Origin of the sequence: uncultured Clostridium sp. (assembly GCF_947036855.1) — a bacterium.
GTDB lineage: Bacteria > Bacillota > Clostridia > Clostridiales > Clostridiaceae > Sarcina.
The window spans coordinates 1-4,760 of sequence record NZ_CAMQRY010000162.1; the positions used below are offsets into that span (position 1 = coordinate 1).

Annotated in this window: 6 protein-coding genes; 3 read left to right on the forward strand and 3 right to left on the reverse strand. The window is 30.5% G+C overall.

Translation table 11 applies throughout. From position 1 onward, the window contains the following. The first annotated feature begins 64 nt into the window (after positions 1–64). On the forward strand, positions 65–862 hold the full coding sequence (locus tag Q0V15_RS11920) for an XdhC family protein (protein WP_297439296.1): 798 nt from the start codon (positions 65–67) through the stop codon (positions 860–862). Positions 863–911: 49 nt separating this feature from the next. Here the strand turns inward: Q0V15_RS11920 and Q0V15_RS11925 are convergent, their stop codons facing one another. After that, a complete protein-coding gene (locus Q0V15_RS11925) occupies positions 912–2,276 on the reverse strand; it encodes a peptide MFS transporter (protein ID WP_297439298.1) in 1,365 nt (454 codons plus the stop codon). 292 nt (positions 2,277–2,568) lie between these two features. On the opposite strand from Q0V15_RS11925, the gene Q0V15_RS11930 reads away from it, so the two are divergent. After that, entirely contained in the window at positions 2,569–2,757 is a 189-nt protein-coding gene (locus Q0V15_RS11930; RefSeq protein WP_297439300.1) for a hypothetical protein, read from the forward strand. 54 nt (positions 2,758–2,811) lie between these two features. Here Q0V15_RS11930 and Q0V15_RS11935 read toward each other — a convergent pair whose 3' ends face one another. After that, on the reverse strand, positions 2,812–3,573 hold the full coding sequence (locus tag Q0V15_RS11935) for a vanadium-dependent haloperoxidase (protein ID WP_297439302.1): 762 nt from the start codon (positions 3,571–3,573) through the stop codon (positions 2,812–2,814). A 244-nt stretch (positions 3,574–3,817) separates the two neighbouring features. On the opposite strand from Q0V15_RS11935, the gene Q0V15_RS11940 reads away from it, so the two are divergent. Further along, positions 3,818–4,228, forward strand: coding sequence for a hypothetical protein (locus tag Q0V15_RS11940; RefSeq protein WP_297439304.1), 411 nt, complete (start codon positions 3,818–3,820; stop codon positions 4,226–4,228). 60 nt (positions 4,229–4,288) lie between these two features. On the opposite strand, the gene Q0V15_RS11945 is transcribed toward Q0V15_RS11940, so the two are convergent. Continuing rightward, on the reverse strand, positions 4,289–4,760 hold a 472-nt coding region (locus tag Q0V15_RS11945), incomplete at its 5' end, for a carbohydrate-binding protein (protein ID WP_297439306.1).

Below are 4,760 nucleotides of genomic sequence, written 5' to 3' on the forward strand. Positions count from 1 at the left end.
AAAATTTTTAATAGTTAAATGTAGAGTAAAAATATATTTTAATTAATATTTTAGGGGGTAGGTCATGGAATATAAAGTACTACGAGAGATTGAAGCAAGGGTTTTAGAAGGAGAGAGTTGTGCGTTAGTAACAGTTACAGAATCTAAAGGTTCAACACCAAGAAAGACAGGGGCTATTATGGCAGTTTTTAATGATGATATATCTGGAACAATTGGTGGGGGACTTGTAGAGTTTGAGGTGATAAAAGAAGCTAGAGAACTTTTAAAAACAGGAGAGAATAAAGAATTTGCATATGGAATGGGTGCAAGTGATACGTTAAAGCTTGCTTGTGGGGGACAAGTTAGAGGATTTATAAAAATATTTAAACCAGCTAATAAATTAATGGTTATAGGAGCAGGGCATGTTTCAAAGGAGTTAACTTATATAGCTAAATCACTTAATTTTGATATAGTTATAATTGATGATAGAGAAGAATACATAGCATTAAATGGTATAACTGTTTTAACAGGAGATGTTGCAGAACATATTAAAAATCAAAAATTACCTAAAAATACTTATGTTGTTATAGCATCAAGAGGACATTTAATTGATAAGATTGCTTTAAGAGAAGTAATAGGAAAAGATATAAAATATGTAGGAATGATGGGTAGTAAAAGTAAGGTTATACAAGTAACTAAGGAGTTATTAGAAGAGGGGATAGATATAGAAAATTTTAAAAAATTACATGCACCAATAGGACTGGATTTTTCAGATGGAACACCAGCAGAAATAGCTATGGAAATTTTAGCAGAGATATTAAAAATAAAGAATGACAGGACTGGAAATCATAGAGGATTAGATATAAAAAATACGGTGTGTTAATAAAAAATAGGATGTAACCAATTGCGGTTACATCCTATTTTACTATATTTTATTCCATCATTTTTGAAATTTTAGGGCTTAGGAAGAATAATACAAGTCCTAGCACTATTGATACTCCAGATATGATTGCGAATATTTCAGTTGCTCCAAATGCATCAAGATTTGATGCTATAAATCCACCAAGTATACTTGCAACACCTGAACTTGCAAGCCAAGCTCCCATGAGTAGAGAAGCAAGTTTTACAGGGGCAATTTTTGAAACCATTGAAAGTCCGATAGGCGATAAGCATAATTCTCCAACTGTGTTAAAGAAGTAAGTCATAACAAGCCACCACATACTAGCTTTCATTACTGGGTTTTCAGAACTACCAATTGACATTGTAGCAAATACCATAACAAGGAATCCTATTCCAAGTGTTACCATACCAAGTGCCATTTTTGTTGGGATTTTTAAATCTCCCTGTCTTCTATTAGCAAGTGTAAACCAAATCTTTGCAAAGATTGGAGATAATAAAAGAACAAATATTGGGTTTATTGATTGGAAGAATGTAACTGGTACAGTTGTTCCAAATATATGTCTATCAGTTAACTTCTCAGCAAACATTGTAAGTGAACTTCCAGCTTGTTCAAAACCAGCCCAGAAGAATACAACGAACATTGCAAGAATTAATATTGCAAGAGTTCTTTTCTTTTCTTGTTTAGTTAAAGGTTTCTTTTCAAGTTTTTCAGTTTTAGAAACTACTTTTTTACCACCAACATGTCCTAAATATTTAGGTGCAAAGATTATAAATACAACCTGACCTATAACCATACCAATTGCAGCAGCAAGGAATCCATATTTAAATCCATACTGAACAATAACACCATTTATTTTATGTGCAAAAATATTTTCTGCAAGAAGACCACATATGATAGGAGCAATTAATGAACCTATGTTGATACCCATGTAGAAAATAGTGAAAGCAGAATCTTTTCTCTTATCACCATTATCATAAAGTTGCCCAACCACTGTTGAAATATTAGGTTTAAAGAAACCATTACCTATTATAAGTGCACCAAGTCCAATAAATAGACCGGTTTTTCCACTAAGACCAAATAATGCAAGGTTACCAAGTGCCATAACAGTACCACCAATAATAATTGCAAGTTTCTGACCTAGATATTTATCAGCAAGATATCCACCAATAATAGGAGTGAAATATGTAAAGCCTGTATATAATCCGTAAATCATAGCTCCTGTACTAACATCAAATCCAAGTCCACCTTGAACAAAAGTAGCTGTTAAGTAAAGGATAAGTAATGACCTCATACCATAGTAACTAAATCTTTCCCACATTTCTGTCAGGAATAAAAGATAAAGCCCAGGCGGGTGCTTTAATTTTTTGTTTTTCTGATTTCCAACCGATGCTTCCATAAAAATGCCCTCCTAAAATTGTTTATATTTAATCTATATTTATTACCAAATTGTAATTTTATTTACTATTTTGCCATCTCTTTAATAAAATTGTAACATATTTAGACAAAATGTGCAAGTGTGAAGTACATCTGTTTATCAATGAAATACAAATAGCTAGTATTTATTTATTGGTTATATGAAGTCATAATTTATATTTAGTATTATCTTATGTAAGATAGAATAATTAAAAGTTATAGCATATAGATATTATTAGTAATAAATATTAGTAATAAATATTAGTGAGGTAAATATGCAATTTTTTGGTGGTTCAATATGTAAGGTCTGTGGAGTAAAGAAACTTGCTATGGGAAGAAAAGTTAAAGAAGGTTATGTGTGTATGGATTGTGTTAAAGCTTGTGTAGAATATATAAATGAGATGAATGCTAAAAAAGAAATTTATATAGCAAAAGATCTTAAAGACTTTTTAGGAAAAGAATAAATAAAATAGCAAAAGAACTATGATAATTCTCATAGTTCTTTTTGATGTGGAATATTACATAATTATATAATCACTTTCGTGTTCGGTTTTTAAATATTCAACAGCACAAGCTCCAAGTTGTCTTCCAATACTTAGTCCTTCTTGTAAATCAGAATTAAAATGAATTCCACCATAAAGTCTTGAAATAGAAGCAGATTCAGCTAATTTGTGTATTGTACAAGCTTCTTTTGGGAAGAAATATGATAAAACAACTTCAACAGCTCCTGAAATAAGTGAATGTCCAGATGGGTAAGTTGGAAATATAGGAGTTGCTAAATGAGTTTTTAAATCTCTGTTTAACTGACAAGGTCTAGCACAATCAAAATAGTATTTATAATGCCAAGTTACGACAAAGGCATCATTCATAACATTTTGTAGGCAAGCAAGAATTCTTGCAGATGTAGGAGGAGTAACATTATACTCATCTATAAGTTTTAAAAATATAGGTGTCCACTGCTGTGCAGGAACTCCAGTTCCCCAAAATGTAGCAATATTTTTTTGCTCACAAGTAAGGTTGTTTTGAACATGCATAACTTCAAGAAGTTCTTTATTAAAGTCTACAAAATTAGGATCAATAAATTTAAATGAAATGGGATCACCCTTAAAATCATAGAAATTATTAGAACAATCTCTGCTAATATACATAAGTGGCCATGACATAGCTGAAGGGTCTATACCTTCATAAGGATTATTTCTGTTTGGATATGGAATAGTAGACCAAAGTTGATAATTTAAATTATAATTTGGGCTACAGTTACAATTACAATCATTATTCATATTAAAAAGCTCCTGTATTAATTTTAATACTACATAAAATTCTATATTACATAGTTTATATAGTTTATGTATCATTAAAATAAATTGTGATAGGAGTATTCTTATATATTGGATATACCTAGTTTTTAGGTGTCTTTTTTTCGTTACCATATATTTCATAAAATAAATTATAATATTTTTAAAATATATAGCTAGAAGGCTATAGTGTAGACTAATATATTTGATAAGAGTAGGAGGTTTATTTATGGGGAATTTAGCAAAAAGAAAAAAACTTGCTAAAGAAGCATTAAAGCTTATAGTCGAGTATGAAAATGTTTCATCTACTTTTAGAGATAGTTCAATGAGTGCTTTTAGGATTGGTGAAGATTATAGAGAGCTTTCATATACAGAAGGTGAAATGCAAGTTTTCTATAGTCATTACCTTGATAATATATCAGAGATTTATTCGAGAGAAGTTGAAGGGTGTCAAAGAGAGCATGAAAATATAAGTGAATGTGTTTTTAAGATTAGAGCGTACATAGAAAAAAAAGAGGGTCTAACAAATGAAGTAAGAAATAGATTTTTAGAAAGACTTGAATATTCATATGGTAGATGCAAAGATATTTATGATAGGTTAAAAGATATAGATACAGAGGCTAGTGAAGTTATGAAATAGAAAAATCCCCACATATATTTTAATATTTATATATGTGGGGATTAGTTTATCTAATTATATTTATTTCCAAGAATTATCACTTCCAGGAACTGTGTTTGTCCACCAAGCAGCTACATAAACTTTACCATTGTAGCTAACTTTATCTCCACCATTGTAAGTTTTACCGGGTACATAAGGTGTGCTTCCATCAGGATTTACTTCAACCATTATTTCAAATGCATCAGTTTTATCAGGATAAGCACCTTGTGTCCACCATTTAGCTTTATATTTTTGACCTTTGTAGATTACAACATCACCAGTATTATAAACTTTGTTTATATCAAAGTTATCCTCACCAGGAGTTGGAGGTTCAGGTTTGTCATCTTCAGTAACTGTTACAACTCTTTTAGCTGTTGTAACTTCACCTTTACTATCTGTGATAGAGTAAGTTAAAGTATATTTTCCAGCTTTAGAAGTATCAACTTTTCCAGTAACTTTGATTTTAGAAGTTAAATCACCATCTTCTTTATCAGTAGCAGTGATTCCACTCATA